Origin of the sequence: Streptomyces sp. NPDC014995, assembly GCF_043080745.1 — a bacterium.
Classification (GTDB): Bacteria; Actinomycetota; Actinomycetes; order Streptomycetales; family Streptomycetaceae; genus Streptomyces.
In genome coordinates this window covers 426,346-452,197 of record NZ_JBIBVX010000004.1, presented here as the reverse complement: position 1 = coordinate 452,197, position 25,852 = coordinate 426,346, and the positions used below count along the sequence as shown (strand labels likewise).

Below are 25,852 nucleotides of genomic sequence, written 5' to 3'. Positions count from 1 at the left end.
GCGGCGAGCCCGTCGCCGGTTGGGCGTACGGCTGCCTGTTGGTGACAGTGGAGCTTGGCTGTGCAGCGCTGAGCGACGGGCTGCGCCGCACCGCCACGACCCACTCCGGCCGTCGGGCGGGTGCGGGAGTGTGGGGCGAACGGCTGCGCCTTGCCGTCGCGGTCCGCTCCGGGGGGTGGGTGGCTGCGGGAGTGTGGGGCGATCGGCTGTGCTTGTCGCCGGGGCCCGCTCCGGTGGGTGGACGGGTGGGGGGGGTGTGTGGAGGGTCGGGTGTGAGGGGCCGGAGCGCCGACGGGGCGTCGGTAAAGGGGGTGGTGGGGCGGGCGTAGCTTAGGTGTATGACGAAGTACGGTTCCTTTCCCGGTACGCGTCCGCGGCGGCTGCGCGTGAACCCCGTGATGCGGCGCATGGTTGCCGAGACCCGGTTGCATCCGGCCGACTTCATCCTGCCCGCGTTCGTGCGGGAGGGCGTGAGTGAGCCGGTGCCGATCCAGGCGATGCCCGGGGTCGTGCAGCACACCCGGGACAGCCTGAAGAAGGCCGCGCTGGAGGCGGTGGAGGCCGGGGTCTCCGGGATCATGCTCTTCGGGGTGCCGGAGGAGGGGAAGAAGGACGCCGTCGGGACGGTGGGGACCGATCCGGACGGGATTCTCCAGGTGGCTCTGCGGGATGTGCGGGCCGAGGTCGGGGACGACCTGCTGGTCATGTCCGACCTGTGTCTGGACGAGTTCACCGATCACGGGCACTGCGGCGTTCTCGACGCGGAAGGGCGCGTCGACAACGACGCCACCCTGGAGCGGTACGCCGAGATGGCCCAGGTGCAGGCCGACGCGGGTGCGCACGTGGTCGGGCCGAGCGGGATGATGGACGGTCAGATCGGGGTCGTCCGCGACGCCCTGGACCAGATCGGGCGGGAGGACGTCTCGATCCTCGCCTACACCGCCAAGTACTCGTCCGCCTTCTACGGGCCCTTCCGGGAGGCCGTGGGGTCCTCGCTCCAGGGGGACCGGAAGACGTACCAGCAGGACCCGGCCAATGTGCGGGAGTCGCTGCGTGAGCTGGCCCTCGACCTGGAGGAGGGGGCCGACCTGGTGATGGTGAAGCCGGCCGGCCCCTACCTCGACATCCTGGCGCGGGTCGCCGACGCCGTGGACGTGCCGGTCGTCGCCTACCAGATCTCCGGTGAGTACTCGATGGTCGAGGCCGCCGCCGAGAAGGGCTGGGTCGACCGGGACCGGGCGATCCTGGAGACGCTGACCGGCATCAAGCGGGCCGGGGCGCAGAACATCCTCACCTACTGGGCCACCGAAGCGGCCCGGAAGATCCGGTAGGCGGTCCGGTCGTCACCAGGTGAGGGCGTCCTCCATGTCCTGCTGCCAGTACGTCACCGTCAGCGAGCTGTCGTAGTACACGCCCTCGGCCGGCAGGGACGGCGTCGCCGCGGCGCCGCCGTCGCTGTTCGGCGTGCTGCCCTGGAAGCCGACCGTCAGCTTCTTCGCCGTCATGCCGCCGTCACCGCTGCCGTCGGCGGCCGCGAGCAGGACGCCCGCGTAGCCGGACTCGCCGGGCGCGAGGGTCGTCACCGCCTGCGGCTTGGTCTCCTTGGCGGCCTGCGGCACCCACTGCATCTCGTCGAAGCGCAGGACGGGGTAGTAGGTCAGGTCGCAGGCCTTGCTGCCGGTGTTGGTGACCGTGATCAGCATGTGGTTCAGGGGGCGCGGCACGGGCTGGGCGGTCACCGCCGTGTTCGAGCCGTTGCACAGGACGTGGGCCTGCGAGGCGTTCGAGGCCTTGCCCGGGGCGGTGGAGGCGGTCGGCTCTCCGGACGTGCCCTCGGTCGGCTTCGCGCCCGGGTCCGTGCCGGTTCCGGTCGCGGTGGTGGCGCCGGGGGTTGCCGCGGTGGTGCCGGTGACCGTCGACGCCGCCGGGGCCGACGCGCCCTCGTCCTTCGTGCCCGTTCCGTCCTCGCACGCCGTGAGCGAGAGGGCGGCGAGGGCGGCGATCGCGGGGGCGAGCAGGCGGCTGGTGCGGTGGATGCGCATGGCGGAGTCCTCTTCGGGTTTCTGAAAACAGTTGGTCGATGCACGCTGCTCGACCGGTCGGCGGGAGCGGCGTGCTTGGATGGCCTCAGCTTGTGGGGGGATGCGTCCCAGCCGCCACGGCCGGCGGACGATCAGGGACGCTGGAACGCCCGCAGGCCGTCTGAGCTGGGGGAACAGCCCATCCCTGGAACGCGGGGATGGGATACGGGGATGGATCACGGGGGTGTCGAACGGTGTCTGCGACCGAGTTCGCGGAGCTGCTGCGGGAGTTGAAGGAGCGGTCCGGGCTGAGCTACGGGACGCTCGCGAAACGGCTCCACATGAGTACGTCGACGCTGCACCGCTACTGCAACGGGGACGCCGTCCCCACGGACTACGCGCCCGTGGAACGGCTCGCCCGGCTCTGCAGGGCGACGCCGGAGGAGCTCGTCGAGCTGCACCGGCGGTGGGTGCTGGCGGATGCGCTGCGGGGGAGGAAGGCCGGGGGCGAGGACGGGGGTGCGGCGGCCTCCGAGGCGGCCGCGGAGGCCGTCGTGGTCGAGGAGGCGCGCGAGCCCGAGCCGGACGACGAGGACGGCCGGGGCACGCCTCGCCGTGCGCGGCGTCCGGTCCTGCTCGCCGGGACCGCCGCGGTGACCGCCCTCGGTGCCGTCGCCCTCGCCCTGTCCCTGAGTCTGTCCGGCGGCTCGGACGATGACGGCCGCCGTACGGCCGGAGCCGCGTCCGTGCGGGGGAAGCCGGGGGGACCGGCGAGCCTGTCGCCGTCCTCCTCCGTCTCGTCCAGGCCGTCGGCGTCCACCGCGTCGCCCTCGGGTTCGGGCACCGCCTCGCCGTCGGCCGCAGCCAAGGGCCGCCCCGAGGCGGCTACCTCGTCCGGGCCGGTCGACGCCGCCCCGCCCCTCACCGTCTCCGTCCGCCCCTACGCCTGGGAAAGCCCCTGCGACCAGCGCTACCTGATCGACCGGGAGCCGGGGCGGGTGGGCCCGCCGCCGCTCGAGCAGGACGCGCCGGCCTGGGTGAACGCGCACGAGGCCGTGTCGTCGGGGCGGCAGTACCTGGAGCTGACGGTGCAGGGGACCGGCGACGAGACCGTGGTCGTGGAGGGGCTCAAGGTCCGTACCGTCGAGAAGCGCTCGCCGCTCGCCTGGAACGACTACGCCATGGGCTACCCGGGCGTCGGCTGCGGAGGCGGGGTGCCGAAGCGCTACTTCACCGTCGCGCTCGACGCGGCCCGGCCGGCGCTGGTGCCGGAGGCGGGGCACGACGACTTCCCGTTCACGGTGCGCGAGTCCGACCCGGAGATCTACTACGTCAGCGCCGACGCGTCCGCGTACGACGTGCGCTGGGTGCTGGAGCTGACCTGGTCCAGCGGGTCACGGCGGGACACGCTGACCATCGACGACGACGGCGAGCCGTTCCGCACGAGCGGCAACAACGGGCGGCCCGCCTACGAGTTCCCGCTCGGCGGCTCCGCGTGGGAGCGGGCCGGGGCGTCCCCGACGCCGTAGGAGCCCGCCCCGGCCGGGCCCTCGTCGCGCAGGCCCTCGCCGTCGTGGCACGCGGTGAGGGTGAGGGCGGCGGCACAGGCCAGGGCGGCGGCGAGCATGCGGGCGCGCGTGCGGTGGCGGGTGGGACGCGGGGTGCGGTGGCGGGTGGCGTGCTTCGGCATGGGGTCAGCCTGTCGGGTGCGGCTGCTCCGGGGCCACGGTTGGCGGGAAAGTCGGGACGCGGAGGCGGTCCCACCGTGCTGACCTGCGGGAACGCCGGCGCCCTGGGACGGGATCCGGGACGTCCTGCGCATCCCCGTCCCGCCGACCGACTCTCCCCGTTAGCTTGTTCGCATGTCCGAGACGATCGACACCACGAAAGCGCACCCGGCCCGCGTCTACGACGTCCTCCTCGGCGGCGAGGACCACTTCCCCGTGGACCGCGCCGCGGCCGCCGCCGCCCTCGCCGCCAACCCGCGCGGCTACCTCGACGTCCGGCACAACCGCGACTTCATGCGCCGGGCCGTGACCCGGCTCGCCGCCGAGGACGGCATACGGCAGTTCCTGGACATCGGCACCGGGCTGCCCACTGGGGAGAACATCCACCAGATCGCCCAGCGGATCGTCCCCACCGCACGGGTGGTGTACGTCGACCACGACCCGGCCGTTCTCGCCCAGGCGCGCGCCCTGCTGACCAGCGGGCCCGAGGGGCGCACCGACTACGTCGACGCCGACCTGCGCGAACCGGCCCGGATCCTCGAACAGGCCGCCAGGACCCTCGACTTCGGGCAGCCGGTCGCGCTGTGCCTGGTGGCGATCCTGCACTTCGTCCCGGACGAGGAGGCGTATCCGCTGGTGCGGGAGCTGGTGGCGGCGCTGCCGTCGGGCAGCCGGCTGGTCCTGACCCATCTCACCGACGAGATGCATCCCGAGCCGACGCGCGCGGTCCAGCGGACGTACACCGAGCGGGGGTTCACCTTCGTGTTCCGGTCGCGGGCGGACGTCGAGCGGTTCTTCACCGACACGCCGGGGCTCACGCCGGACGAGCCGGGGGTCGTCCCGGTGCACCGCTGGAACCCCGGTCCGGCGCCCGCCCCGCCGGCCATCGCGCCGGAGGAGTTCGAGGCCCTCGACGACATCGGCAGGATCCGCTACCGCGACATCAACGACGTCACGGACGACGACATCAATGTGTACGGGGCGACGGGCACCAAGGCGTGAGCGCGGTCCACATGTCAGAAAGCCATGTGTAGACGACACATATCTCTCTAGGGTGCGGTCATGACGACTGCCACCTCGGTGCCCGCATCCGCCGCCCTTCCACCGCTCGCCCTGCGCACACGGGCGATCGGCGGCTCTCCCGTACGGGACATCCTCGCCGTCACCGGCCGCCCCGAAGTGATCAACTTCGCGGGCGGGCTGCCCGCGCCCGAGCTGTTCGACCGGGAGGGCGTGGCCGCCGCCTTCCGGCAGGTGCTGGAACAGACGCCCGGCCGGGCCCTGCAGTACGCCACCACCGAGGGCGAGCCCGCGCTGCGCGAGCGGCTCGCGCGGCGGACGGCGGCGCGGGGTCTGCCGACCGACGCCGACGACCTCCTCGTCACCACCGGGTCGCAGCAGGCGCTGTCCCTCCTCGCCACGGCTCTGCTCGACCCCGGGGACACCGTCCTCGTCGAGGACCCCTGCTACCTCGCCGCCCTCCAGGTCTTCGGGCTCGCGGGCGCCCGCGTCGTCGCCGTGCCGGGGGACGCGGACGGCCCCGACCCGGAGGCGCTGGCCGAACTGGTCGTGCGCGAGCGGCCCAAGCTGCTCTACACCGTCCCCACCTTCCAGAACCCCACCGGGCGCACCCTGCCCGCCGGCCGCCGTGCCGCCCTCGCCTCCGTCGCCGCCCGCCACGGCCTGTGGATCGTCGAGGACGACCCCTACGGCGAACTCCGCTACGAGGGCGAGCGCGTCCCCTGGATCGCCGAGCACGCCGAGGCCCGCGACCGGACCGTGCTGCTCGGCTCCTTCTCCAAGGTGATGGCCCCCGGCCTGCGGCTGGGCTGGCTGCGCGCCCCGGCGGAGCTGCGGCGCACCTGCGCGGTCGCCAAGCAGGCGGCCGACCTGCACACCCCGACCGTCAACCAGCTCGCCGCCGCCCGCTACCTGGCCGACACCGACCTCGACGCGCACGTGGCCCGCGTCGCAGCCGTCTACCGCGAGCGGCGGGACGCCATGCTCGCCGGCCTGCCCGAGGCCCTCCCCGAGGGCTCCGTCTGGAACCGGCCCCAGGGCGGCATGTTCCTCTGGGCCCGGCTGCCGGAGCCGTACGACACCACCGCCCTGCTCCCGAGGGTGCTCCAGGAGGACGTGGCCTACGTGCCCGGTGCGCCCTTTTACGCCGGTGTGCCGGACCGGTCGACCCTGCGGCTGTGCTTCGTGACGCAGACGCCGGAGGAGATCGGGGAGGGGCTGCGGAGGCTGGGGCGCGGGCTCAGGGGGGCGTAGCGGCTCAGTCCCACCAGAAGTACCAGGCGCGCTCCCCGACCAGTCCCTTCGCGTACTCCCGCAGGCTGCCCGGGCCCTGCAGGACGTTGTCCGGGCAGAACGCGAAGTGCTCGGCCGCCACCGCCTCCGCCTCCTCCGCCGTGGTGGGCGGGGCGGCCACGGAGACCACGAGCAGGTCGAAGCCGAGCGCGACGACGCGTATGCCGAAGCGGTCCTCCCACGAGCGCAGGACCGCGCAGAGACGGGCCACGTCGTCTACGTGGTTGAGCGGGCCGGACCAGCCGACGGCGGCCGGGATGTCGGCGGAACGGCGGGCCGGGACCAGGGCCAGCCGCGGGTCCTCGGGCCAGGAACGGGTGCCGTCGGTCAGCGAGTCGGCGACCCGGGCGGCGCAGACGGCAGGGTCGATGGTGAGGGAGGACGAGGGAGCCAGGCCGGGCCAGTCGGGACCGAAGGGCGCGAGCATCCCGGCGGTCTCGTCGTCCCAGTACGCCTCGTCCTGCTCCTCGTCGGCCTCCCAGAAGTCGGCCAGGACGTCCTCGGCGTCGTGGTCCCCCGGGTAGGACGCCTGCCCGGGCATCAGGTCCCAGGTCTGCGGGCCGCCCTGGCCGCTCCCGACGTCGACGAGCACCGGCAGCAGCCCGGCCCGCCCGGCCCGTCCGCCCAACGCGGTCCAGGTGCCCGGTGCCGCGGTCTTCTCGGCGTGCCACAGCACCGGTTCGTCCGAGGGGTCCTCGGCCACGGAGTCGATCAGCCGCCCGGGCGGGAGCTGGAGCCCGAGGGAACGCCCGCTCGGGTCGGAGGCCAGCCTGGGCAGCGGGTTGGGAAGGGTCGCCATGCCCGTGACTGTAGGGGCAGGCACTGACAGTCCGCGCTCACCTGCGACGACGCCGGAAACGGTGGGTCAGCCAGATGCCCAGGCCGATCACCGGGAGCACGACCGCGGCCGGAATGGCCACGCCCGCGCCGGCGACCACCAGCAGGAAGACCAGGGTTTCCCCGATCGTCGGGTCGTCCGTGCCGCCCAACCGCCGCTCCTCGCACTCGTGTTCCCACGTCCTCGCAGGAGGGGGACGCACGAGAGCGAGGAGCCGGTTCCGGTCCGTCGGGAACGCGTCAGAGCTTCTCGGGCGTCCGGATCCCCAGCAGGGCCATGCCCTGGTGCAGGGTGCGGGCCGTCAGGTCGACCAGGAACAGCCGGTTCTCGACGACCTCGACCGGGTTGTCGGCGGACAGCACCTGGCACTGGTCGTAGAACGTCGTCAGGTGCGAGGCCAGCTGGTAGAGGTACGCGGCGAGCTTGTGCGGCTCGTAGGCCGACGCGACCTCCAGGACCGTCTCACCGAACTGGTCCAGGTGCAGGCCCAACGCCCGCTCTGCCGGGGCCAGTTCCAGCTCCGGGTGGGCGACCGGGCGGGCCTCGCCGGACTTGCGCAGGATCGACTGGATCCGGGCGTACGCGTACTGGAGGTAGACCGACGTGTCGCCGTTCAGCGAGACCATCTGGTCCAGGTCGAACTTGTAGTCCCGGACCGCCGAGGTCGACAGGTCGGCGTACTTCACCGCGCCGATGCCGACGTAACGGCCGTTCTCCTCGATCTCCGGCTCGCTCAGGCCCACCTTCGCGGCCTTCTCCCGGACGACGGTCGTGGCCCGCTCGACGGCCTCGTCGAGGAGGTCGACCAGCCTGACCGTCTCGCCCTCACGGGTCTTGAACGGCTTGCCGTCCTTGCCGAGGACCGTGCCGAACGCGAGCTGGACCGCCTGCACGTCCTCGTTGAGCCAGCCCGCCCGGCGTGCCGTCTCGAAGACCATCTTGAAGTGCAGGGACTGGCGGGCGTCCACGACGTAGAGCAGCGTGTTCGCCTTCAGGTTGAAGACACGGTCGCGGATCGCGGACAGGTCCGTGGCCGCGTAGCCGTAGCCGCCGTCCGACTTCTGGACGATCAGCGGGACCGGGTTGCCGTCGGGGCCCTTGACGTCGTCGAAGAAGACACAGAGGGCGCCCTCGGAGCGGACCGCCACCCCCGACTCCTCCAGGAGACGGCAGGTCTCGGCCAGCATGTCGTTGTAGCCGGACTCGCCGACGATGTCGGGGTCGCGGATCTCCATGTCCAGCTTCTCGAAGACGGAGAAGAAGTAGATCTTCGACTCGTCGACGAACTTCTGCCACATGGCGAGCGTGTGCGGGTCACCGGCCTGGAGGTCGACCACCCGGCGGCGGGCCCGCGTCTTGAACTCCTCGTCGGAGTCGAAGAGCCCCCGCGCGGCCTTGTAGAGGCGGCCGAGGTTCGACATCGCCTCCTCGCCGCTGACCTCGGACCTCTTGTGGTCCAGCTCGTGCGGGTGCTCGTCCAGGTACTGGATGAGCATGCCGAACTGGGTGCCCCAGTCGCCGATGTGGTGCCGGCGGACCACCGTCTCACCGGTGAACTCCAGCAGCTGGACCACCGAGTCGCCGATCACCGCCGACCGCAGGTGGCCCACGTGCATCTCCTTCGCCACGTTCGGCTGGGCGTAGTCGATCACCGTCGTGCCCGGCGCGTCCGCGTACGGCACGCCCAGGCGGCCGGTGTCCGCGTACCGCGCCGCGAGGTTTTCGGTGATCGCCCTGTCGGTGATCGTCACGTTCAGGAACCCGGGTCCGGAGACCTCGATGTCCTTGATCACATCACCGGTGACCACCCGGGAGACGACCTGCGCCGCCAGCTCCCTCGGGTTGGCCTTCGCCTTCTTCGCCAGGGCGAGGATCCCGTTGGCCTGGAAGTCCGCCCGGTCGCTGCGTCGCAGCAGCGGGTCGGCCGAGGCCTCCGGCACGATGGCGGAGATGGCGGACGCGAGGTGCTGCTCGACGGTGGCGCTGAGGGACGTGACCGAGGCCATGGGGTGATTGCCGTTCTGCTCGGGTTCCGGGGTTTCTGGTACAGGGAAGCCAGTATCCCACGCGGTGAAAAGCGGTTTTCGCGGATGCCGCACGGCCTGGGACAATGGGAGCGCCAGCCGTGCGACCGTGCCGGCTGCCGTTGGAGAAAGAAGGACGTGCCGATCGTGGCTCAGAGCACCGAGACCACCGACTGGGTCTCCCGTTTCGCGGATGAGGTCATCGAGGAGTCGGAGCGTCGGGCCCCGGGCAAACCGGTCGTCGTCGCGTCCGGCCTCTCCCCCTCCGGCCCCATCCACCTCGGGAACCTGCGCGAGGTCATGACCCCGCACCTCGTCGCCGACGAGATCCGGCGGCGCGGGCACCAGGTCCGCCACCTGATCTCCTGGGACGACTACGACCGCTACCGCAAGGTGCCCAAGGGCATCGCCGGCGTGGACGAGGAGGCCTGGGCCGCGCACATCGGCAAGCCCCTGACCTCCGTCCCGGCGCCGAAGGGCTCGCCGCACCCGAACTGGGCCGAGCACTTCAAGGCCGCGATGACCGAGTCGCTGGCCGAGCTGGGCGTGGAGTTCGACGGGATCAGCCAGACCGAGCAGTACACCACCGGTGTGTACCGGGACCAGATCCTGCACGCCATGCGGCACCGGGGCGACATCGACGCGATCCTCGACCAGTACCGGACCAGGAAGGCCCCGGCCAAGAAGCAGCAGAAGCCCCTCGACGATGCCGAGCTGGAGGCCGCCGAGGGCTCCGGCGCCGCGGCCGAGGACGACGGCAGCTCCGGCTCCGCCGGGTACTTCCCGTACAAGCCGTACTGCGGCAACTGCGAGAAGGACCTCACCACCGTCACCTCCTACGACGACGACAGCACCGAGCTGACCTACGCCTGCGACGCCTGCGGCTTCTCCGAGACCGTCCGGCTGAACGAGTTCAACCGCGGCAAGCTGGTCTGGAAGGTCGACTGGCCGATGCGGTGGGCGTACGAGGGCGTGGTGTTCGAGCCGAGCGGTGTCGACCACTCGTCCCCGGGGTCCAGCTTCCAGGTGGGCGGGCAGATCGTCGGGATCTTCGGCGGCAAGCAGCCGATCGGGCCCATGTACGCCTTCGTGGGCATCAGCGGCATGGCGAAGATGTCCTCGTCCCGGGGCGGGGTGCCGACCCCGGCCGACGCGCTGAAGATCATGGAACCGCAGCTCCTGCGGTGGCTCTACGCCCGGCGCAGGCCGAACCAGTCCTTCAAGATCGCCTTCGACCAGGAGATCCAGCGCCTGTACGACGAGTGGGACAAGCTCGACGCGAAGGTCGCCGACGGCTCCGCCCTGCCGGCCGACGTCGCCGCCCACGCGCGTGCCGTGCGGACGGCCGGCGGGGAACTTCCCCGCACGCCCCGGCCGCTGCCCTACCGGACGCTGGCTTCCGTCGCCGACATCACCGCCGGCCACCAGGACCAGGCGCTGCGGATCCTCAGCGAGCTGGACCCCGACAACCCCCTCGGCTCCCTCGACGAGGCCCGCCCGCGGTACGACAAGGCCGAGGCCTGGATCAACACGCACGTCCCCGCCGACCAGCGGACCATCGTGCGTGAGGAGCCCGACGCCGACCTGCTGAAGTCCCTCGACGAGGCGTCCCAGCAGTCCCTGCGGCTGCTGCTCGACGGGCTGGCGGACCACTGGTCGCTCGACGGACTGACCCACCTGGTCTACGGCGTGCCCAAGGTCCAGGCCGGGTTCTCGGCGGACGCCACGCCCAGGGAACTGCCGCCGGAGATCAAGACCGCCCAGCGGACCTTCTTCGCTCTGCTCTACCACCTGCTGGTGGGCCGGGACACCGGGCCGCGGCTGCCCACGCTGCTGCTGGCGGTGGGGCAGGAGCGGGTGAGGTACCTGCTCGGGGAGTAGGACCGCGCGGTACGACAACGAGGGGGCGCCCGGTGTTCGCCGGGCGCCCCCCTCATGTCTGCGTCACGCGATGTGGTCCTCTTCCAGTTCCGCCGAGTGGCGCTTTTGGAAGCGTTCCGCGAGGGCCTTCAGGTCGCTCGGGCTCAGCGTCGTGCCGTAGGTCGCCTGGATGTTGTCGCCGAGGACGCGGGGCGTGGGGTAGCTGCCGTCTATCGACTGACGGAACACCTGGTAGTACGCCTCCTCGTCCGGTTCCGGGGCGCCGCCGCCCTCGCCCAGCTCGCGCGTGCGGCCCGGGGCCACCGGGATGGGGAAGCTGCCCGTCTCCTCCGGAGAGGGCTCCTGGACGGGAGGCTCCTGCTGGTACTGGTCCTGGTACTGCTCGGCCTGGAGCTGCTCCTCGTACCACTGCTCGTACTGGGCCTCGGGGTCGTACTGCGGGTCGTACTGGGGGTTGTAGCCGCCGTGGTACTCGACCTGCTGCGGATGCCGGGCGTGCAGCCACGGGTTCACCTCCGGCCCGGGCCCGAAGCCCGGGTCCCCCGCGTCGGGGCCGGAGGCCGGGACGGGGCGCCGCTCGCCGGCAGGTGCCGCATTCTGCGCGACCGGGGCCGTCCCAGCGGCACGAGGGCCCGCGGCCACCGAGGCGGGCGCCGCCGTCAGCTCCTGCTGCTGCGGCGCCGGAGGCAGCAGCGCCGGCTCGATTCCCGCCGCCGCCAGACCCGCCGGGGCCGTCTCCGCCAGGGGCACGCCGTACTTGGCCAGCCTCAGCGGCATCAGGGACTCCACCGGGGCCTTCCTGCGCCAGGCGCGCCCGAAGCGGGAGCGGAGGCGGGCCTGGTAGACGAGACGTTCCTGCTCCAACTTGATGACCTGCTCGTAGGAGCGGAGCTCCCACAGCTTCATCCGGCGCCACAGGAGGAACGTCGGAACCGGGGAGAGGAGCCAGCGGGTGAGGCGGACCCCCTCCATGTGCTTGTCGGCCGTGATGTCGGCTATGCGGCCGATCGCGTGGCGGGCCGCCTCCACCGCGACCACGAACAGGATCGGGATCACCGCGTGCATGCCGACGCCCAGCGGATCCGGCCAGGCGGCGGCGCCGTTGAACGCGATCGTCGCCGCCGTCAGCAGCCAGGCGGTCTGGCGCAGCAGCGGGAACGGGATGCGGATCCACGTCAGCAGCAGGTCCAACGCGAGCAGCACGCAGATGCCCGCGTCGATGCCGATCGGGAACACGTAGGAGAAGTTCCCGAAGCCCTTCTTGAGGGCCAGCTCGCGAACCGCCGCGTAAGAACCGGCGAAGCCGATACCGGCGATGATCACGGCGCCGGCCACGACCACGCCGATGAGAACGCGGTGCATCCGAGTCAGCTGGATTGGCGCGGCCACCCGTACTCCCCTCCCGTTGCGTGTTGGTGCGCGCAACAGGGTGACACACGTGTGCGGCGCACGTGTTGCCGGTACGTCAGCTCTTCTTCGAAGCCGACGTGGAAGGCGACACCGAAGGCGATGCCGAGGCGGAGGTCGAGGCGGAGGCCGAGGGCGAGGCCGACGGGGGCGTCGTCGACGTGCCCGGGGACGGGGCCGTGGTCGAACCGCCGTCCGCAGCCGCGCCGTTGGCGGACCGAACCGCCGCCACCGCCTCCTTGGCCGCCTTCTCCGCCGCCTTCGTCAGGGTGTCCGCGCTCGGGGTCTTCTCACCGGCCAGACCGGCGCCGTTGTAGTCGACCGTCACGACGACGTTCTCCACCCGCGCGACGACCGTCTGCTGCTTGAAGGCGCCTTCCTTCTTCTTCAGGTCGTAGCGTACGGTCGTCGCCTGATCGCCGGTCCCGGCGAGCGCCTGCGTCCTGGTGTTCGCCGCGCCCGCCACCGCCTGGGCACCCTGGACCTGCTTGGCGTAGTACTCCTGCGCCTGCTGGTCGCCGGAGGTCGCCGCGTCCGACTCGAACCGCAGCAGGGAGACGTTCAGCCAGCGGAACTGCGAGCCCTTCACACCGTTGTTGTCCAGGCTCGACCAGGAACACGAGGCGCGGGAGGCGGTGTCGCTCGACGTGCCCTCCTTGCCCTTCGTGCCCTTCGGCACCATGTCCTTCAGCGTCGCCTTCGACAGCACCGCGCACGCCTCCGGCAGCGACTGGTACGCCGCCGCCCGCACCGTCGGCCCGGCGCTCACGGAGGCGTCGACGGAGGCGGCGGCGCCGGCCTTCTGCGCGTCGTCGCCGGAGCCGGAGTCCGAGGAGCAGCCGGCGACGATCAGCATCACGGGGAGTGCGGCTGCTGCGACGAGGAGACGGCTCACGCCTCCGGCACGCTTCGTTCGCTGGTCACGCTGGTCGTCTCGCTGGGCTCGTCGCTGCATGGTTCCTTCACTCATGACGCTCGTGGTTCCTGCGGTCGGATCGGGTCCGAGGGGCCACGGTACGCGGTGAAGAAGCTGTGCGGCTGCGCTTCGGGGGCTTTGCGGACGGACCGCGGACGGGCGCGAAGTGGCCTCAGCCGGCGAGGGAGTCGGCGAGCTGGGCGGCCAGTTTCCGTGCCCTGTCCTGCATTTCCTTGCTGTCCGGGACCGTGCCGATGGTCGTCGGCTGCTCCTCGTACTCGATGGTCACGATGACGTTCGACGTGCGGAACGCCACAGTCACCGTGCGCTGTTTCGCCGTCGAACCGGAACTGGAGAGCACGTCGTCCACGAACGCCTCGTCGCCCAGGTCGTCGAGGAGGCGGGGCTGCAGGTCGGCGGGGGTGGTGGAGGCGGACGGGGAAGGGGACCCGGTCGTCGACGTCGACGTGGGGGCGGACGGGCTCACGGTGGCGGACGGGCTCGCGCTCGTGGAGGGGGTCGCCTGCGGGCTGCCCGTCTCCGAGGCCGTGGGCACCGGGAGGTCGGCCGCCAGCACCTGCTCGGCGAACAGCCCCTCGGCCTGGCTGTCGTCGCTGACCGCGGTGCCGTACGACACCACCCGCTCGAAGTCGACGAAGAGGCGGTCGGTGGCGTCCGCCGACTCCACCTTCCAGCGGCAGCCGGCCTTGCGGTCCGTGTCGTACGTCAGGGTCGCCTCGCCCGCGTAGGCGGTCTCGCGCCGGGCCTCGTCGGTGATCTCGCGGATACCGGGGAGGAGCGAGTCGAGGGTGGAGCGGCTGACCGCGCCGCAGGCCTGCGGGAGGCTGTCGTACCGGCCGGGCTCGGCCGCGGCGGTCGCCGTGCCGGCCTCGCCGGGGTTGGAGTTGTCCGCCGGGCCGCCGTCGTCCGTGCTTCCGGTGCAGCCGGCCAGCAGCACCGCGAGGAGTGCGGCGACGCCGGATACGTACGCCTTCCGCTGCACGGTCGGCTCCTCTCGACGGTCACAACGTGGGTGGCTGGTCGTGCCCGGGCCGGTGCCCCCGCGCCCCCGCTGGTTATTCGCTTGCCGGGCGGGGGCGGCCCCAACAGACAATGTGTATCGCACGCACCACCGTGGATGCCGGTCGGCCGTCCTGTTCGTCGACCTTGGCACCGGTATTGCGATTCAGGACTTCTGCTGTGTTTCGGGGGAATGAGGACGATATGTCGTACGTGGAAATGCCGGGCGCGAAGGTTCCCATCCGTATGTGGACCGACCCCGCGACGGTCGAGGACGTGGCGCTCGAGCAGCTGCGCAACGTCGCCACCCTGCCGTGGATCAAGGGCCTGGCCGTGATGCCGGACGTGCACTACGGGAAGGGTGCGACGGTCGGGTCCGTCATCGCGATGCAGGGGGCCGTGTGCCCGGCGGCGGTGGGCGTCGACATCGGCTGCGGGATGTCGGCGGTGAAGACGTCGCTGACGGCGAACGATCTGCCGGGGGACCTGTCGCGGCTGCGGTCCAGGATCGAGCAGGCCATTCCGGTGGGGCGGGGCATGCACGACAGCCCCGTCGAGCCGGGGCGTTTCCACGGGCTGGCGACCGCGGGGTGGGAGGACTTCTGGGGGCGGTTCGGGGGGATCGCGGAGGCGGTGAGGTTCCGCGAGGAGCGGGCCGCGAAGCAGATGGGGACCCTCGGAAGCGGCAACCACTTCTGCGAAGTGTGCATAGATTCATCCGGTGCGGTGTGGCTCATGCTGCACTCCGGCTCCCGCAACATCGGCAAGGAACTCGCCGAGTTCCACATCGGTGTGGCGCAGAAGCTCCCGCACAACCAGGGCCTGGTCGACCGCGACCTCGCCGTCTTCGTGGCGGACACCCCGCAGATGGCGGCTTACCGCAGCGACCTGTTCTGGGCGCAGGAGTACGCGAAGTACAACCGCACGATCATGATGGCGCTCCTGAAGGACGTCGTCCGCAGGGAGTTCAAGAAGGCGAAGCCGACCTTCGAGCCGGAGATCTCCTGCCACCACAACTACGTGGCGGAGGAGCGCTACGAGGGCATGGACCTGCTCGTCACCCGCAAGGGCGCGATCCGCGCCGGTTCCGGCGAGTACGGGATCATTCCCGGTTCCATGGGCACGGGTTCGTACATCGTGAAGGGCCTCGGGAACGAGAAGGCGTACAACTCGGCGTCGCACGGCGCCGGTCGGCGCATGAGCCGCAACGCGGCGAAGCGCCGCTTCTCGACGAAGGACCTGGAGGAGCAGACGCGGGGCGTGGAGTGCCGCAAGGACTCCGGTGTCGTGGACGAGATCCCCGGCGCCTACAAGCCGATCGAGCAGGTCATCGACCAGCAGCGGGACCTGGTGGAGGTCGTGGCGAAGCTCAAGCAGGTCGTGTGCGTGAAGGGCTGACGCCCGGGGGAGTCGACGTCCGCGGGCAGGGGCCCGGGCCGGTGGCCCGGGCCCCTGTGCGTCTCTGACGGGTGCTCAGTTCCCGTGCTTCACGGCGTAGATCATCACGAAGGCGATGATGTGGATGCCGAAGAGGAAGTACGCCAGGAAGTACCACACCTGGCGTTCGTTCCTCGTCTCCTGGGCGAGACGGCGCTGTTCCGCCGACTTCTCCTCCGGGGTCCGTTCCGGCATCACGGTTCCCGGTGGACCTTGGTGTTGGAGGCCTGGGCGCGCGGGCGCAGGATCAGCAGGTCGACGTTGACGTGGCTGGGGCGGGTCACCGCCCAGGTGATCGTGTCGGCAACGTCGTCGGCGGTGAGCGGTTCGGCCACGCCCTCGTAGACCTTCGCCGCCCTGCTCTCGTCGCCGCCGAAGCGGGTGAGGGCGAACTCGTCGGTCCTGACCATGCCGGGCGCGATCTCGATGACGCGGACCGGTTGGCCGACGATCTCCAGGCGCAGGGTCTCGGCGAGGACGTGGGCGCCGTGCTTGGCGGCGACGTAGCCGGCGCCCCCCTCGTAGGTGCCGTGGCCGGCGGTGGAGGAGACGACGACGACCGTGCCGTCGCCGCTCGCGACCAGCTTGGGCAGCAGGGCCTGGGTGAGGTTGAGGGTGCCGATGACGTTCGTCTCGTACATGGTGCGCCAGTCGGCCGGGTCGCCGGTGGCCACCGGGTCGGCGCCGAGCGCGCCGCCCGCGTTGTTGACGAGGACGCCGATCGTCTTGAAGGCGGTGGCGAACTCGTCGACCGCCGCGCGGTCCGTGACGTCCAGCGGGTACGCCGTCGCCGAACCGCCCGCCGCGGCGATCTCCTCGGCCAGCGCCTCGATGCGGTCCTTGCGGCGGGCGGTGAGGACCACGCGGTAGCCGGCCGCGGCGAGTTGCCGGGCGGTGGCGGCGCCGATTCCGCTGCTCGCACCGGTGACGACGGCGATGCTGGAGGCGGCGGACGGTGCGGCGGTGGCCATGGGGACTGCTCCTCGGATTCCTCGGGCGGTGTCGAAAGCCTGCTCGGTCAGGATAGGGGGGCGGGGCCGGCGAGCGGTCGGCGATCTCGCTCCGCGGTCGGCCCGCCGGGGGCTCCGGTGGGAGAATGGGGTGGGTGATCCCCTGTTCAGGAGGTGGATCGATGGGACAGGCACGTGAGGTCATGGACCGGCTCACGGAGGCGCTCACCACCAAGCCCGACATGAGGGTCGTCGCCGAGCTGTTCGCGCAGGACGCGGTCGCCGTCACTCCCGAGGCCGGGGAGCTTCACGGGCGCGACGAGATCGTCGAGTACTGGCGTCAGATGACGGACGCGATCCCCGAGGCGACGTACGAGCCGGTGCACTCGTTCGAGATCGGCACCACCGCCGTCGACGAGGGGTTCTTCAGGGGCCGCAACACGGGGCCGTTGCAGATGCCGGACGGACAGACGCTGCCCGCGACACAGCGGGAGGTCAGGGTCCGCGGGGCCGACTTCGCGACGGTGGTGGACGGGCAGATCGTCAGCTACCGGCTCTACTTCGACCAGATGGAGTTCCTGGAGCAGCTGGGGCTGCTGCCCGACCTGGCGTCCACCTGAGCGGTCCGGTCAGCCGCTGCCTCGCGGGGCATACATGATCACAGCCATGCCCACGAGGCAGATCAGCGCGCCCGTGACGTCCCACCGGTCGGGGCGGTAGCCGTCGGCGACCATGCCCCAGGCCAGGGAACCGGCGACGAAGACACCGCCGTAGGCGGCGAGGATCCGGCCGAAGTTCGCGTCCGGCTGGAGGGTGGCGACGAAGCCGTACGCGCCGAGGGCCATGACGCCCGCGCCGGCCCAGAGCCAGCCGCGGTGCTCGCGCACGCCCTGCCAGACCAGCCAGGCGCCGCCGATCTCGAAGAGCGCGGCGACGGCGAAGAGGGCGGCGGAGCGGAGGACGAGCATGACAGCAGCTTCGCACGCTGTGCGGTGTCGCTTGCCGGGGGGCGCCCGGTCAGTTGCCGGGGGGCGCCCGGTCAGTTGCCGGTGGGTGTCCTGTCACCTGTTGGAGGGCGCCTGTCGGCCGGCGGACCGGGGATACATGCGTACGTCGTAGGCGTCGTACGTCCCTGTCCCTGGCCGACCGAGGAGTGGATGGCATGCGCTGGATGCGGGTTCTCGCCGTGCGGGGTGCGCTGGTGGGTGCGGTGGCGGCGGGTGTGGTGGTGGCGCCGTCCGCCGCCGCGGGCGTTCCGGAGGCCGATCTGTCGTACCACGGCGTCGCGGTCCTGGACGGCGGGCGGGTCGACGTGCGGCTGACCCCGCGCAACCACGGTCCGGGGGACGTCTCGGACGCGTCCGTGCGGCTGCGCTGGTCGGTGCCGTTGGCGGACCGGCCGCAGGGGCTGCCGGCCGGGTGTGCGCGGACGGGTGCGCGGGACGTGGTGTGCCGGACGGGGGCGCTGGCCGCGGACGCGCCGGGGGAGCGGATCGAGGTGGGGGCGTGGCTGGAGGGGCGGCCGGCGGAGGTGACGCTGGAGGTCGAGACGGTGTGGGGCGGCGGGGCGGTGGACCGCAACCGGGCCAATGACCGGCAGCGGGTGCTGGTGCTGGACACCGGTGACCCGTACTTCTTCTGACCGGTACCGGTCTTCTTCCGGCCCGTACCGGTCCGTGTGCGCGGGGGCGGTCGTCGGCCCGGTGGGGTTCGGCTTCCGACCGGTCGGGTCGCGGCTCGTCGTACGATCTGCGGACGGCGCTGACGAAGGGGTGTGCGGGCGATGTCCGGGAACGTGCGGTCGCGGTTGCTGGACGAGTTGTCCACCGTCTCCCGCCGGTACGTGGCCGCCTTCGCGTTGTTCAACCAGGCCGTCGCCGACCGTCTCGGGCTGCACCCCACCGACCTGCAGTGTCTGAACCTGCTGTCGCTGGAGCGGGCGCCGGTGACGACGGGCCGGGTCGCCGAGCTGACGGGGCTGACCACCGGGTCGGCGACGCGGCTGGTGGACCGGCTGGAGAAGGCGGGGTACGTCGTGCGGGAGCGGGACGCGGTCGACCGGCGGCGGGTGCTGGTGGCGACGGTGCCGGAGCGGATCGCCGAGTTCGGGCGGACGTGGGAGCGGCTGGGCGGCGACTGGAGCCCCCTGTTCGCGGAGCTGGACGACGCCGAACTCGCCGTTATCGTGCGGCACATGAGGCGGACGGTGGAGTTCAGCGGGGAGCAGGTCGTGCGGTTGCGGGGAGGCCGGGTCTAGGCATGCGGACCGTCCGGGACACGAACACGAACACCGACACGAACACCGACGCGGACGTGGACGCGGACATACGGGTGGGGGAGGCGGGCGCCGCTCCCGTGGCCTCGGGGCGGGGGCTGCCCCGCCGGTGGCCGTTGCTGCTGGTCGCCGCCGCCGTGCTGCCGGGCGCGGTGCTGGTGCTCGTGGGGCGGTCGCTGGAGGAGCCGGCGGTCGAGGCGTGGCGGACGGTGTGTCTGGCGGTGACGGTGCAGGCGTTGCCGTTCCTGCTGCTCGGTACGGCCCTGTCGGGGGCGATCAACGCGTTCGTGCCGGCGCGGGTGTTCAACCGGCTGCTGCCCAAGCGGCCGGCGCTCGCGGTGCCGGTCGCGGGGGCGGCGGGGGTGGTGCTGCCGGGCTGTGAGTGCGCGTCGGTGCCGGTGGCGAACAGTCTGATCGGCAGGGGGGTCACCCCGGCCGCCGCGTTCGCGTTCCTGCTGTCGGCGCCCGCCGTGAACCCGGTCGTGCTGATCGCCACCGCCATCGCGTTCCCCGGCAGTCCGGAGATGGTGCTGGCCCGGCTGCTCGCCTCGCTGGTCACCGCGGCCGTGATGGGGTGGCTGTGGTTGTGGCTGGGGCGTGCGGAGTGGCTGAAGCCGGCCGTGCGGCACACCGGGCACCGGCCGGGGCACAGCCGGTTCACGGAGTTCCGGCGCGGCTTCCAGCACGACTTCCTGCACGCGGGCGGTTTCCTCGTGGTGGGGGCGATGGCCGCGGCGACCTTCAACGTGGCGGTGCCGCGCTCGGTGGTCGACGCGTTCGCCGACTCGGCGTGGCTGTCCGTGCTGTTCCTGGCGGTGCTGGCGATCGTGCTCGCGGTGTGTTCGGAGGCCGACGCGTTCGTGGCGGCCTCGCTGAGCGGGTTCTCGCCGGTCGCGCGGCTGACGTTCATGGTGGTGGGGCCGATGGTCGACCTGAAGCTGATCGCCTTGCAGATGGGTACGTTCGGGCGGGCCTTCGCGGTCCGGTTCTCCGCGGCGACGGCCGTGGTGGCGGTCGTGTGCAGCGTGGTGGTGGGAGGGGTGCTGCTGTGAAGCGGCTCGCGCAGGTGGTGCTGCTGGTGCTGAGCGGGCTCGGCCTGTTGCAGGTCTCGCTCTTCACGGACCTGTACCTGAGGTACGTCAAGGAGGGCATGCGGCCGCTGCTGATCGGGTCGGGGCTGCTGCTGGTGCTGCTCGGGGTGGCGGAGGCGGTGTCACGGCGGCGGACGCCGGAGGGGGACGACGGCCACGAGCATGACGGCCACGAGCATGACGGCGACGGTCACGACAGTCACCGCGGGGACGGCCACGGGCACGACCACTCCGCGGTCCCGCGGGTCGCCTGGCTGCTGTTCCTGCCCGCGCTGAGCCTGCTCTTCTACGCCCCGCCCGCGCTGGGCGCGTTCACCGCCTCCCGCGAGGCGCCCAAGGCCGTGGCGGTCGTCGAGGAGGACGGTTTCGAGCCGTTGCCCGCGACCTCGCCGCTGCCGATCACGCTCACCGACTTCACCCAGCGGGTGCAGCAGGACACCGGGCAGGCCATCGAGGGCCGCACGGTCCGGATGACCGGGTTCGTCACGCCCGCCGGCGGGGGCGACGGCTGGTACCTGACGCGGATCCTGCTGTCGTGCTGTGCGGCGGACGCGCAGTCGGTGAAGGTGCGGGTGTACGGGGTCGGGGCGCCGGCCGCCGACACCTGGGTGACGGTGACGGGGACCTGGCACGCGGACGGCACCCTGGGGACGTCGTCGGCGGCGGTCGCGCTGGACGCCCGGACCGTCGAGAAGACGGAGCGCCCGGTGAACGGGTACACGGACGCGCTGCCGCTGGGCTTGTGAGGGGTGCGCGCCCGCACGCGGCGGAGCCGTACGGGTGTCAGCCCCGGGCCGCCCTGCGGGGTGCGTAGGCCGTCGGCGGTACGCCCACCGTCGCCTTGACGTCGCGTACCAGGTGGGCCTGGTCGGCGTAGCCCAGTGCGGCGGCCAGGGCCGCCCAGTCGACGTCGGCCGAGGTCTCCGCCACTTCCAGGGCCTCGTGGACGCGGTAGCGCAGGATCACCCACTTCGGGCCGACCCCGACGTAGGCGGCGAACAGCCGTTGCAGCAGGCGTACCGACGTGCCCTCGGCTCTCGCGAGGTCCGTGACCCGGCGGATCGTGCGGTCGGCGCGGATGTGGTCGACGAGGGTCATCGCCCGGTCGGCCCGGGGGTCGGGGCGCGGGTCGAGGCCCAGGAGGTAGGTGTCGAGGGCGGTCACGCGGGCGTCCTCGTCGTCGGTGGAGAGGACGGGCTCCGGGTCGGTGTCCGGCAGACGGACGCGGCGGCCGGTCCAGTGGCCGACCGGGTGGTCCGGTGCGAAGGGGCGGAAGCCGCCCGGGCGGAACTGGATCCCGCAGACCCGGCCCTTTCCCTCCAGTCTCTGGGTGAAGAGGCCGAGGCCGATCCCGGCCAGCTCGGCGTAGGGGGCCCGGCCCTCGTGGTGCTGGAAGACGATGTTGACCGACGGGTGCGGCACCACGTGGGAGGTGTGGGGCTGGTCCAGGTGCCAGTCGATCAGCCAGTAGTGCTCCAGGTAGGGGCGCAGGGGCGGGGCCGGTTCGCGGCGGCGGAAGCGGACGCGCGCGAAGAGCTGCGCGGCGTCGACGATGCCTCGGGTGTCACGGCGTGGGGCGGCCATGCCGGGATCGTAGGAGGGGGTACTGACAGCCGGCGGAAGGGAGGGAGTGGAATAGAGGGGAGGGGGTCGCTGTTGGGCCGTGTAGTTTAACGGTCAACAACTTCTGGAGGTTGAGCGACCATGCAGTTCGGGATCTTCACGGTCGGCGACGTCACGCCGGACCCCACCACGGGCCGCACGCCGACCGAGCGCGAGCGGATCAAGGCCATGGTCGCCATCGCGTCGAAGGCCGAGGAGGTCGGGCTCGACGTGTTCGCGACCGGGGAGCACCACAACCCGCCGTTCGTGCCGTCGTCCCCGACCACGATGCTCGGCTACATAGCCGCGCGGACGGAGAGGCTGATCCTCTCCACCTCGACCACCCTCATCACCACCAACGACCCGGTGAAGATCGCCGAGGACTTCGCGATGCTCCAGCACCTGGCCGACGGGCGCGTCGACCTGATGATGGGGCGCGGCAACACCGGGCCGGTCTACCCCTGGTTCGGGCAGGACATCCGCCAGGGCATCAACCTCGCCGTCGAGAACTACGCCCTGCTGCACCGGCTGTGGCGGGAGGACGTCGTCGACTGGGAGGGCACGTTCCGTACGCCGTTGCAGGGGTTCACCTCGACGCCGCGGCCGCTGGACGGGGTCCCGCCGTTCGTCTGGCACGGGTCGATCCGCTCCCCCGAGATCGCCGAACAGGCCGCGTTCTACGGCGACGGCTTCTTCCACAACAACATCTTCTGGCCGGCCGACCACACCCGGCGCATGGTCGAGCTGTACCGGACCCGGTACGCGCACTACGGGCACGGCACGCCCGAGCAGGCCGTCGTGGGGCTCGGCGGTCAGGTGTTCATGCGGCGGAACTCCCAGGACGCGGTCCGCGAGTTCCGGCCGTACTTCGACAACGCGCCCGTCTACGGGCACGGGCCGTCGCTGGAGGACTTCACCGAGCAGACCCCGCTGACCGTCGGCTCGCCGCAGCAGGTGATCGAGAAGACGCTGTCCTTCCGCGCGTACGCGGGCGACTACCAGCGCCAGCTGTTCCTGATGGACCACGCCGGGCTGCCGTTGAAGACCGTGCTGGAGCAGCTCGACATGCTCGGCGAGGAGGTCGTGCCGGTGCTGCGCCGGGAGTTCGCGAAGGGGCGTCCGGCGGACGTGCCGGAGGCGCCGACCCACCAGTCCCTGCTCGCCGCCGCCCGGAAGGAGACCGTCGCATGAGGCTCGTCGTCGTCTCGGCGGGGCTGAGCGTCCCGTCGTCCACCCGGCTGCTCGCCGACCGGCTCGCGGCCGCCGTCGACCGGCACACCCCGGTCGACCTCCGGGTCGTGGAGGTGCGCGACCTCGCCGTGGAGATCGCGCACCACCTCACCAACGGCTTCCCGGGACGGAAGCTGGCGGCCGCGCTGGACGCGGTGACCGCGGCGGACGGTCTGATCGTCGTCACGCCGGTGTTCTCGGCGTCCTACAGCGGACTGTTCAAGTCCTTCTTCGACGTGCTGGAGAAGGACGCGCTGACCGGCAAGCCCGTGCTGATCGCGGCGACCGGAGGGTCGGCGCGGCACTCGCTGGTGCTGGAGCACGCCCTGCGGCCGCTCTTCGCCCACCTGCGGGCCGTCGTCGTACCCACCGGCGTGTACGCCGCCTCCGAGGACTGGGGCGCGCAGGGGCTGCCGGAGCGGATCGAGCGGGCCGCGGGCGAACTGTCCGCCCTGATGACGGGCCTGTCGGCGGCGAAGCCGACGGAACCGGCGGAGCCGGCGAAGGACGCCTTGGAGGTCGTGCCGTTCGCCGAGCACCTGGCGGCGCTGTCCAGGCGGTGACCGACTCTCGGGCGCCGGCCGGGAGATCCAGCCCGTCCGGCGTTCGCTCTCGGGCGCCGGGCGGGTGACTCAGCCCGTCTGGCGTTTGAGGACGAGGCCCGTTCAGGGCCGAAGCGGGGGTCCGGGGGCGGCAGCCCCCAGGGACGGCCACCCCGACGGTGAGAGCCCAGTAAGAAGGGTCACCGCAGGACCACCGGGACCGCCCAACCGCCGGAGGCCTTGGCAGACTGGACGCGTGCCTCCCACCGTGCTCCTCGCCGAAGACGACCGCGCCATCCGCCACGCCCTGGAACGGGCCCTGACCCTGGAGGGCTACCAGGTCACGGCGGTCGCCGACGGCGTCGAGGCGCTGGCGCACGCCCACCGGACGCCACCGGACGTGCTCGTCCTCGACGTGATGATGCCCGGCATCGACGGCCTTCAGGTCTGCCGGGTGCTGCGCGCCGAGGGCGACCGAACGCCCATCCTCATGCTGACGGCGCTCGTGGAGACCGCCGACCGGATCGCCGGCCTGGACGCGGGCGCCGACGACTACGTCGTCAAGCCCTTCGACGTCGAAGAGGTCTTCGCCCGGCTGCGGGCGCTGCTGCGCCGCACGAACCCCGGCATCCCGGCCGGCGTACCGAAGCCGGCGGCGGTCACCGAGCGGTCTGTGGAGGCCGCCGGGCTGCGCATGGACCCGCAGGCGCGGCGGGTCTGGCGCGGGGAGCGGGAGCTGGAGCTGACCCGTACCGAGTTCGAGCTGCTGGAACTGCTCGTACGCAACGCGGGCATCGTCCTCGACCACGCCACGATCTACGACCGCATCTGGGGCTACGACTTCGGCCCGGGCTCCAAGAACCTCGCCGTCTACGTCGGCTATCTGCGCCGCAAGCTCGACGCGCCCGGCGCCCCGCAGCTGATCCACACCGTGCGGGGCGTGGGTTACGTGCTGCGGGAAGACTGAGGGGGCGGGCCCGGTGGGCGGCCGTCCGATGCGGTGGGTGTCCCGGCGACGGCCGAGACTGGTCTCGCTGCGCACCACCTTCGCGGTGTCCTTCGCCGCCGTGACCGCCGCCGTCACCGTCCTCATCGGCGTGCTGTCGTACTCGGCCGCGGCCCGGCTGGTGCGGGTGGACCAGGAGTCGGTGTTCGACGAGGTCGTGCAGGACCTGCGCGACGAGGTGCGCGACCAGGCGATGGCCCCGGAGGACTTCTCGTCCACCGCGCCGGGCCACGACATCGTGCGGCCGGCCCGTACGGACGTGCAGGTACTGGGGCCGGACGGGGCGGTCGTCGACCCCGGCAACCCCGGGCTGCCGGTCAAGGCCGCCGACCGGGAGGTCGCGGCCGCCGCCACCAGCGGCACGCTCACCGAGCACAAGGACGTCGACGTCGGCGACGACGTCTACCGCGTCGCGACGGTCGCGCTGGGCGGCGGGCGGGGCGCCGTGCAGGTCGCGCAGGAGTTCAGCGACACGGAGGACCTGCTGCGGGCCTTGCAGCAGCGGACGCTGGTGCTGATGGGCGCAGTTGTGACGGCGGCCGGTCTGTTCGGCTGGTGGCTGGCCCGGCGCATCACGCACCGCCTGGTCATCCTCACCACCGCCGCGGAGGACGTCGCCCGCACCCGCCGGCTCGGCGTCCAGGTCCCCGTCACCGGTTACGACGAGGTCGGCCGCCTCGGCCGCGCCTTCGACCGCATGCTGGGCCGCCTCGCCCAGTCGGAGGAGGACCAGCGCCGCCTGGTCCAGGACGCGGGGCACGAACTGCGGACCCCGCTGACCTCGCTCCGTACGAACATCTCGCTGTTGCGCCGCATCGACGAGCTGCCGCCCGCCACCCGGGACGAGCTCGTCGCCGACCTCGGCCAGGAGGCTCGCGAACTCACCGACCTGGTCAACGAGCTGGTCGACCTCGCGGCCGGCCAGTCGGACACCGAGCCGCCGCAGCGGGTCGATCTCGCCGACCTCGCCGAGGAGGTCGCCGGCCTCGCCCGCCGGCGCACCGGCCGGCGGATCCTGGTCCGGGCGAGCGGCGACACCACCACCGACGGACGGCCCGGCATGCTCCAGCGGGCGCTGTCCAACCTCGTCGAGAACGCCGCCAAGTTCGACCGCGAGGGCAGGGCGCCCATCGAGGTCAACGTCACCGGCCCCGCCCGGCCCGGCACGGTCCGCGTCGAGGTCCTCGACCGCGGCCCGGGCATCACCGAGACCGACCTCACCCGCGTCTTCGACCGCTTCTACCGCGCCGCCGACGCACGCTCCCTGCCGGGCTCGGGCCTCGGCCTGTCCATCGTGCGCGAGGTGGCCCTGGCGCACGGGGGAGCGCCGTTCGCCCTCCGGCGGGAGGGCGGGGGATCGGTGATCGGGTTCACGGTGGGGGGCGGACCGGGGGACCGGGGCACCGAGCGGGCGTAGCGCGCGCCCCTCGGGGAGGGGATCGAGGCGTACGGCGGCACTCTGGCCGAGGCCGTGACGATCGCCGCGTCCCGGCCTCCCGCTCTCCCGCCGCCCCTGCCTCTGCCCCTGTCCGGACCGGGCCGCCCCCGTCGCCGCCCCCGCTCCCGTCCCCG

At 72.3% G+C, this 25,852-nt stretch carries 27 protein-coding genes; 15 read left to right on the top strand and 12 right to left on the bottom strand.

Going from position 1 to position 25,852, the window contains the following annotated elements; translation table 11 throughout:
* Positions 1–338: 338 nt before the first annotated feature.
* A complete protein-coding gene (gene hemB / locus ACF1A1_RS11760; RefSeq protein WP_391999038.1) occupies positions 339–1,331 on the top strand; it encodes a porphobilinogen synthase in 993 nt (330 codons plus the stop codon).
* A 12-nt stretch (positions 1,332–1,343) separates the two neighbouring features.
* Here the strand turns inward: hemB and ACF1A1_RS11755 are convergent, their stop codons facing one another.
* Positions 1,344–2,042 carry a DUF4232 domain-containing protein gene (locus ACF1A1_RS11755; protein ID WP_391999037.1) on the bottom strand — a complete coding sequence of 233 codons (699 nt, stop codon included), beginning with the start codon at positions 2,040–2,042 and terminating at the stop codon, positions 1,344–1,346.
* Between the two features lie 233 nt (positions 2,043–2,275).
* Here ACF1A1_RS11755 and ACF1A1_RS11750 point away from each other — a divergent pair, with 233 nt between their 5' ends.
* Positions 2,276–3,550: a helix-turn-helix domain-containing protein gene (locus ACF1A1_RS11750; RefSeq protein WP_391999035.1), complete on the top strand. Its 1,275-nt coding sequence runs from the start codon at positions 2,276–2,278 to the stop codon at positions 3,548–3,550.
* Here the strand turns inward: ACF1A1_RS11750 and ACF1A1_RS11745 are convergent.
* A complete protein-coding gene (locus ACF1A1_RS11745; protein WP_391999034.1) occupies positions 3,490–3,711 on the bottom strand; it encodes a hypothetical protein in 222 nt (73 codons plus the stop codon). The two genes, ACF1A1_RS11750 and ACF1A1_RS11745, sit on opposite strands and share 61 nt — an antisense overlap.
* A gap of 172 nt (positions 3,712–3,883) precedes the next feature.
* Here ACF1A1_RS11745 and ACF1A1_RS11740 point away from each other — a divergent pair, with 172 nt between their 5' ends.
* Together ACF1A1_RS11740 and ACF1A1_RS11735 are read left to right on the top strand one after the other, a co-directional pair.
* Positions 3,884–4,750 (top strand): SAM-dependent methyltransferase, encoded by an 867-nt coding sequence (locus ACF1A1_RS11740; protein WP_391999033.1) that lies wholly within the window; start codon positions 3,884–3,886, stop codon positions 4,748–4,750.
* Between the two features lie 60 nt (positions 4,751–4,810).
* Positions 4,811–6,022, top strand: coding sequence for a PLP-dependent aminotransferase family protein (locus tag ACF1A1_RS11735; protein WP_391999032.1), 1,212 nt, complete (start codon positions 4,811–4,813; stop codon positions 6,020–6,022).
* 4 nt (positions 6,023–6,026) lie between these two features.
* Here the strand turns inward: ACF1A1_RS11735 and ACF1A1_RS11730 are convergent, their stop codons facing one another.
* The 3 genes from ACF1A1_RS11730 to argS form a co-directional block, all read right to left on the bottom strand.
* Positions 6,027–6,860 carry a DUF4253 domain-containing protein gene (locus ACF1A1_RS11730; RefSeq protein WP_391999030.1) on the bottom strand — a complete coding sequence of 278 codons (834 nt, stop codon included), beginning with the start codon at positions 6,858–6,860 and terminating at the stop codon, positions 6,027–6,029.
* Between the two features lie 37 nt (positions 6,861–6,897).
* The gene (locus tag ACF1A1_RS11725; RefSeq protein WP_391999028.1) at positions 6,898–7,050 is read right to left on the bottom strand and encodes a hypothetical protein; all 153 of its coding nucleotides are present in this window, start codon (positions 7,048–7,050) and stop codon (positions 6,898–6,900) included.
* A gap of 88 nt (positions 7,051–7,138) precedes the next feature.
* The gene (gene argS, locus ACF1A1_RS11720) at positions 7,139–8,905 is read right to left on the bottom strand and encodes an arginine--tRNA ligase (RefSeq protein WP_391999027.1); all 1,767 of its coding nucleotides are present in this window, start codon (positions 8,903–8,905) and stop codon (positions 7,139–7,141) included.
* A 156-nt stretch (positions 8,906–9,061) separates the two neighbouring features.
* Here argS and lysS point away from each other — a divergent pair, with 156 nt between their 5' ends.
* Positions 9,062–10,804, top strand: a complete 1,743-nt coding sequence (gene lysS, locus ACF1A1_RS11715) for a lysine--tRNA ligase (protein ID WP_391999025.1) — start codon at positions 9,062–9,064, stop codon at positions 10,802–10,804.
* Positions 10,805–10,867: 63 nt separating this feature from the next.
* Here the strand turns inward: lysS and ACF1A1_RS11710 are convergent, their stop codons facing one another.
* From ACF1A1_RS11710 to ACF1A1_RS11700, 3 genes are all read right to left on the bottom strand, one after another.
* Positions 10,868–12,166, bottom strand: coding sequence for a DUF2637 domain-containing protein (locus ACF1A1_RS11710; protein WP_391999024.1), 1,299 nt, complete (start codon positions 12,164–12,166; stop codon positions 10,868–10,870).
* A gap of 103 nt (positions 12,167–12,269) precedes the next feature.
* The gene (locus ACF1A1_RS11705; protein WP_391999022.1) at positions 12,270–13,181 is read right to left on the bottom strand and encodes a DUF3558 family protein; all 912 of its coding nucleotides are present in this window, start codon (positions 13,179–13,181) and stop codon (positions 12,270–12,272) included.
* A 118-nt stretch (positions 13,182–13,299) separates the two neighbouring features.
* Positions 13,300–14,130: a DUF3558 domain-containing protein gene (locus ACF1A1_RS11700; protein WP_391999020.1), complete on the bottom strand. Its 831-nt coding sequence runs from the start codon at positions 14,128–14,130 to the stop codon at positions 13,300–13,302.
* A 221-nt stretch (positions 14,131–14,351) separates the two neighbouring features.
* Between ACF1A1_RS11700 and ACF1A1_RS11695 the strand changes: the two genes are divergently transcribed.
* Positions 14,352–15,545 (top strand): RtcB family protein, encoded by a 1,194-nt coding sequence (locus tag ACF1A1_RS11695; protein WP_391999019.1) that lies wholly within the window; start codon positions 14,352–14,354, stop codon positions 15,543–15,545.
* Between the two features lie 75 nt (positions 15,546–15,620).
* Here ACF1A1_RS11695 and ACF1A1_RS11690 read toward each other — a convergent pair whose 3' ends face one another.
* Positions 15,621–15,779 (bottom strand): hypothetical protein, encoded by a 159-nt coding sequence (locus ACF1A1_RS11690; RefSeq protein ID WP_391999018.1) that lies wholly within the window; start codon positions 15,777–15,779, stop codon positions 15,621–15,623.
* On the bottom strand, positions 15,779–16,555 hold the full coding sequence (locus tag ACF1A1_RS11685) for an SDR family NAD(P)-dependent oxidoreductase (RefSeq protein ID WP_391999017.1): 777 nt from the start codon (positions 16,553–16,555) through the stop codon (positions 15,779–15,781). Before ACF1A1_RS11685 ends, ACF1A1_RS11690 begins: the two co-directional genes overlap by 1 nt.
* A 161-nt stretch (positions 16,556–16,716) precedes the next feature.
* On the opposite strand from ACF1A1_RS11685, the gene ACF1A1_RS11680 reads away from it, so the two are divergent.
* Positions 16,717–17,154: an ester cyclase gene (locus ACF1A1_RS11680; RefSeq protein ID WP_391999015.1), complete on the top strand. Its 438-nt coding sequence runs from the start codon at positions 16,717–16,719 to the stop codon at positions 17,152–17,154.
* A 9-nt stretch (positions 17,155–17,163) separates the two neighbouring features.
* Here the strand turns inward: ACF1A1_RS11680 and ACF1A1_RS11675 are convergent, their stop codons facing one another.
* The gene (locus ACF1A1_RS11675; protein ID WP_391999014.1) at positions 17,164–17,502 is read right to left on the bottom strand and encodes a YnfA family protein; all 339 of its coding nucleotides are present in this window, start codon (positions 17,500–17,502) and stop codon (positions 17,164–17,166) included.
* Between the two features lie 194 nt (positions 17,503–17,696).
* On the opposite strand from ACF1A1_RS11675, the gene ACF1A1_RS11670 reads away from it, so the two are divergent.
* The 4 genes from ACF1A1_RS11670 to ACF1A1_RS11655 all read left to right on the top strand — a co-directional run bounded on the left by ACF1A1_RS11670 (position 17,697) and on the right by ACF1A1_RS11655 (position 20,646).
* Positions 17,697–18,176 carry a hypothetical protein gene (locus ACF1A1_RS11670; protein WP_391999013.1) on the top strand — a complete coding sequence of 160 codons (480 nt, stop codon included), beginning with the start codon at positions 17,697–17,699 and terminating at the stop codon, positions 18,174–18,176.
* A gap of 141 nt (positions 18,177–18,317) precedes the next feature.
* Positions 18,318–18,791, top strand: coding sequence for a MarR family winged helix-turn-helix transcriptional regulator (locus ACF1A1_RS11665; RefSeq protein ID WP_391999012.1), 474 nt, complete (start codon positions 18,318–18,320; stop codon positions 18,789–18,791).
* A 2-nt stretch (positions 18,792–18,793) separates the two neighbouring features.
* Positions 18,794–19,861, top strand: a complete 1,068-nt coding sequence (locus tag ACF1A1_RS11660; RefSeq protein ID WP_391999010.1) for a permease — start codon at positions 18,794–18,796, stop codon at positions 19,859–19,861.
* Positions 19,858–20,646, top strand: coding sequence for a TIGR03943 family putative permease subunit (locus tag ACF1A1_RS11655; protein ID WP_391999009.1), 789 nt, complete (start codon positions 19,858–19,860; stop codon positions 20,644–20,646). The genes ACF1A1_RS11660 and ACF1A1_RS11655 overlap by 4 nt, the downstream gene beginning before the upstream one ends.
* A 37-nt stretch (positions 20,647–20,683) precedes the next feature.
* On the opposite strand, the gene ACF1A1_RS11650 is transcribed toward ACF1A1_RS11655, so the two are convergent.
* Positions 20,684–21,484 (bottom strand): DUF6597 domain-containing transcriptional factor, encoded by an 801-nt coding sequence (locus ACF1A1_RS11650; protein ID WP_391999007.1) that lies wholly within the window; start codon positions 21,482–21,484, stop codon positions 20,684–20,686.
* 120 nt (positions 21,485–21,604) lie between these two features.
* On the opposite strand from ACF1A1_RS11650, the gene ACF1A1_RS11645 reads away from it, so the two are divergent.
* The 4 genes from ACF1A1_RS11645 to ACF1A1_RS11630 all read left to right on the top strand — a co-directional run bounded on the left by ACF1A1_RS11645 (position 21,605) and on the right by ACF1A1_RS11630 (position 25,697).
* Positions 21,605–22,693 carry an LLM class flavin-dependent oxidoreductase gene (locus tag ACF1A1_RS11645; protein ID WP_391999006.1) on the top strand — a complete coding sequence of 363 codons (1,089 nt, stop codon included), beginning with the start codon at positions 21,605–21,607 and terminating at the stop codon, positions 22,691–22,693.
* Positions 22,690–23,295 (top strand): FMN reductase, encoded by a 606-nt coding sequence (locus tag ACF1A1_RS11640; RefSeq protein ID WP_391999005.1) that lies wholly within the window; start codon positions 22,690–22,692, stop codon positions 23,293–23,295. Before ACF1A1_RS11645 ends, ACF1A1_RS11640 begins: the two co-directional genes overlap by 4 nt.
* A 235-nt stretch (positions 23,296–23,530) precedes the next feature.
* Positions 23,531–24,241, top strand: a complete 711-nt coding sequence (locus tag ACF1A1_RS11635; protein ID WP_391999004.1) for a response regulator transcription factor — start codon at positions 23,531–23,533, stop codon at positions 24,239–24,241.
* Between the two features lie 28 nt (positions 24,242–24,269).
* Complete coding sequence (locus tag ACF1A1_RS11630) at positions 24,270–25,697, top strand: ATP-binding protein (protein WP_391999002.1); 1,428 nt, start codon at positions 24,270–24,272, stop codon at positions 25,695–25,697.
* Positions 25,698–25,852 lie beyond the last annotated feature (155 nt).